Origin of the sequence: Herbaspirillum lusitanum P6-12 (assembly GCF_000256565.1) — a bacterium.
GTDB classification, from domain to species: Bacteria; Pseudomonadota; Gammaproteobacteria; order Burkholderiales; family Burkholderiaceae_D; genus Herbaspirillum; species Herbaspirillum lusitanum.
Map to the genome: position 1 here is coordinate 1 of NZ_AJHH01000129.1, position 2,790 is coordinate 2,790.

3 protein-coding genes and 1 pseudogene are annotated in these 2,790 nt (G+C 61.5%); 2 read left to right on the forward strand and 2 right to left on the reverse strand.

The window, feature by feature from the left end:
• A partial coding sequence (locus tag HLUSI_RS26925; RefSeq protein ID WP_016832817.1) for a hypothetical protein occupies positions 1 to 530 on the reverse strand: 530 nt, incomplete at its 3' end.
• Positions 531 to 532: 2 nt separating this feature from the next.
• Positions 533 to 793 (reverse strand): annotated as a pseudogene (locus HLUSI_RS33870) (ArnT family glycosyltransferase); the annotation flags it as partial.
• A 294-nt stretch (positions 794 to 1,087) separates the two neighbouring features.
• Here HLUSI_RS33870 and HLUSI_RS0104370 point away from each other — a divergent pair.
• Together HLUSI_RS0104370 and ssb are read left to right on the forward strand one after the other, a co-directional pair.
• Entirely contained in the window at positions 1,088 to 2,278 is a 1,191-nt protein-coding gene (locus tag HLUSI_RS0104370; protein WP_193365566.1) for an MFS transporter, read from the forward strand.
• Between the two features lie 43 nt (positions 2,279 to 2,321).
• On the forward strand, positions 2,322 to 2,790 hold a 469-nt coding region (gene ssb, locus HLUSI_RS0104375), incomplete at its 3' end, for a single-stranded DNA-binding protein (protein WP_016832819.1).

Sequence of the window (2,790 nt, forward strand, 5' to 3'; positions counted from 1 at the left end):
GCGGCCATGCCGTCGAGGCTGCCGCAGACGTACAGCACGGCGCCTTCATCGAGCCAGGCCTTGAGCATATCGGCGGCCTGGCGCAACTTGTCCTGCACGTAGACGCGCTCGGCCTGGTCGCGCGAGAAGGCGAGGTCGACACGACTGAGCATGTCTTCCTGCATCCATTGTTCGATTTCCTCGCGATAGAGGAAATCGTGGGCGCGATGACGTTCGCCGAAGAGCAGCCAGTTGCGGCGCCGGCCGCTTGCGATGCGGGCGCGCAGATGGCCGCGCAAACCGGCCAGGCCGGAACCGTTGCCGATGAAGATGGCCGGCGTCGGCTCGGGAGCGAGCGCGAAGTTGCTGTTTTCCAGCAGGCGCAATGCGATCGTGCTGCCCAGCGGCGCGTATTCCGTCAGCCAGCCCGAAGCCAGGCCGAAACCGTCTTCGTGCGCGACCTGGCGCACCAGCAGGTGAACCCGTTCGTCGTCCTGCACCGAGGCCACCGAATAGCGACGCGAAGCCAGCGGCTGCAGGCTGTCGGCCAATGCAACGCCGCGGTCCAGTAGTAGAGCGGCGGCTTTTCCATGAAGGGCACGCCGGCGTTGGTCGGCACCAGATAGTCGCCGCTGGTGAGCATGTGATGGATCATGCCGAAGCTGTAGGCTTCGTCCTGTTTCCAGGGGCCGTGCCCGAAGATGCCTGGAAGCAAGTAGGAACACGCCACGGCCGCCAGGAGCAACCATGCCCACCTCGCTGAAAGGTGCTGCTGGAGTGGCGTCAGGTAGGGCGAGCGGACAGGCGAAAGCATAAAATTGAATACGAGCAACGGGCTGAGATGGGCAACCGTCTATTGTTACATAATCGTCAGGCCGGAAACATTGCGTTACAAAACGAAACATGAAATTTTGGGTAAATTCCAGATGGTGCTTTGTGGGGCGAACACACGCAGAAAAAGCGGGGCTGGATTTGTTTGCTGCTAACATACCGGGTTTGGGTAACCGCCAACGCACGCTGTCGATCCGGACCTTATTCCGGCAGCATGTGCAGCCACGTCACTTCCATCATGAACGCCAATCTCACCGAATCTGCACAGAAAGCCGGCATGTCCGGCGCCGAAGTCCGCGCCAGCGCCTCGCTGGCGTCGATTTTCGCCTTGCGCATGCTCGGACTGTTCCTGATTCTGCCGGTGTTCGCGGTCCACGCCAAAGGCATGTCGGGCGGTGAAAGCGCGGCCATGGTCGGACTCGCCATGGGCATCTACGGCCTGGCGCAATCGTTCGGCCAGATTCCGTTTGGCATGGCATCCGACAAATATGGCCGCAAGCGCGTCATCGTTGTGGGATTGGTATTGTTTGCGCTGGGCTCTTTCGTCGCTGCCGGTGCGCAGGATATCGGCTGGGTCATCGCCGGCCGCGCGATCCAGGGCGCCGGGGCGATTTCGGCGGCGGTGACGGCTTTCATCGCCGATTCGACGCGTGAAGAACATCGCACCAAAGCCATGGCAATGGTGGGCGGCTCCATCGGCCTGACCTTCGCGCTATCGCTGGTGGCGTCGCCGTTGTTGTATGAAGCGATCGGCATGGGCGGCATCTTCGGACTCACCGGCGTACTGGCGCTGGCCGCCATCGGCGTGGTGCTGTTCGTGGTGCCCGATGCGCCGATGGTCAAGGCGCGTCGTGTGCCGCTGGGCGAAGTGCTGCGCCATGGCGAACTGATGCGCCTGAACTTCGGCGTGTTCGCATTGCACATGACGCAGATGGCAATGTTCGTGGTGTTGCCCGCCGCGCTGGTGCAATATGCCGGTTTGCCGGTGGCCGAACATTGGAAGATTTATCTGCCGGTGGTGCTGGCCTCGTTCATTTTCATGCTGCCGCCAGTGTTCATCGGTGAAAAGCGCGGCTTGATGAAACAGGTGTTTGTCGCGGCGATTTCCTTGCTGCTGCTGGTGCAGGTCGGCATGTGGGCGACCTTGGCGCATTTCGCCGCGCATTGGTGGGTGCTGGTGTTCCTGTTGTTCGCTTTCTTCATCGCGTTCAACATCCTCGAAGCCTGCCAACCGTCGCTGGTGTCGCGCATCGCCCCGGCCGCCGCAAAAGGCACGGCGCTGGGCGTCTACAATACGCTGCAAGCGCTCGGCCTGTTCTGTGGCGGCGCCTTGGGCGGATGGCTGAAACAATTTGCAGGCGCGCCCTCGGTGTTCGTAATGTGTGCTGTGGCAACACTGACCTGGCTTATAATCGCGTCTAACATGAAAAATCTGCGCGGCGCCCAGCCCGCAAGCGCAACGGCTTAGGTATCAAATCAGTTATCAAATTTAGTGAAATCCAGGAGAAACAATGGCATCGGTCAATAAAGTCATCATCGTCGGCAACCTCGGGCGCGACCCGGAAACGCGCTACATGCCCAATGGCGAAGCCGTCACCAACGTCGCCGTCGCCACGACCGAAAGCTGGAAAGACAAGAACAGCGGTGAAAAGAAAGAACTCACTGAATGGCACCGCATCACCTTCTATCGCAAGCTGGCTGAAATCGCCGGCCAGTACCTGAAGAAGGGGTCGCAAGTCTACGTCGAAGGCCGCCTGCAAACACGCAAGTGGACCGACAAGGACGGCGTGGAAAAATACACCACCGAAATCATCGCCGACACCATGCAAATGCTGGGCAGCCGCCAGGGCATGGGCGGCGGCGCGTCGATGGATGATGGCGGTGGCAGCTACGGCGGCGGTGGCGGCGGTGGTAGTGCTCCGGCGCGTCAGAGTTCGGGCGGTGGCGCAAGTGGCGGCGCGGCGCGCGCGCGCGCGCGCG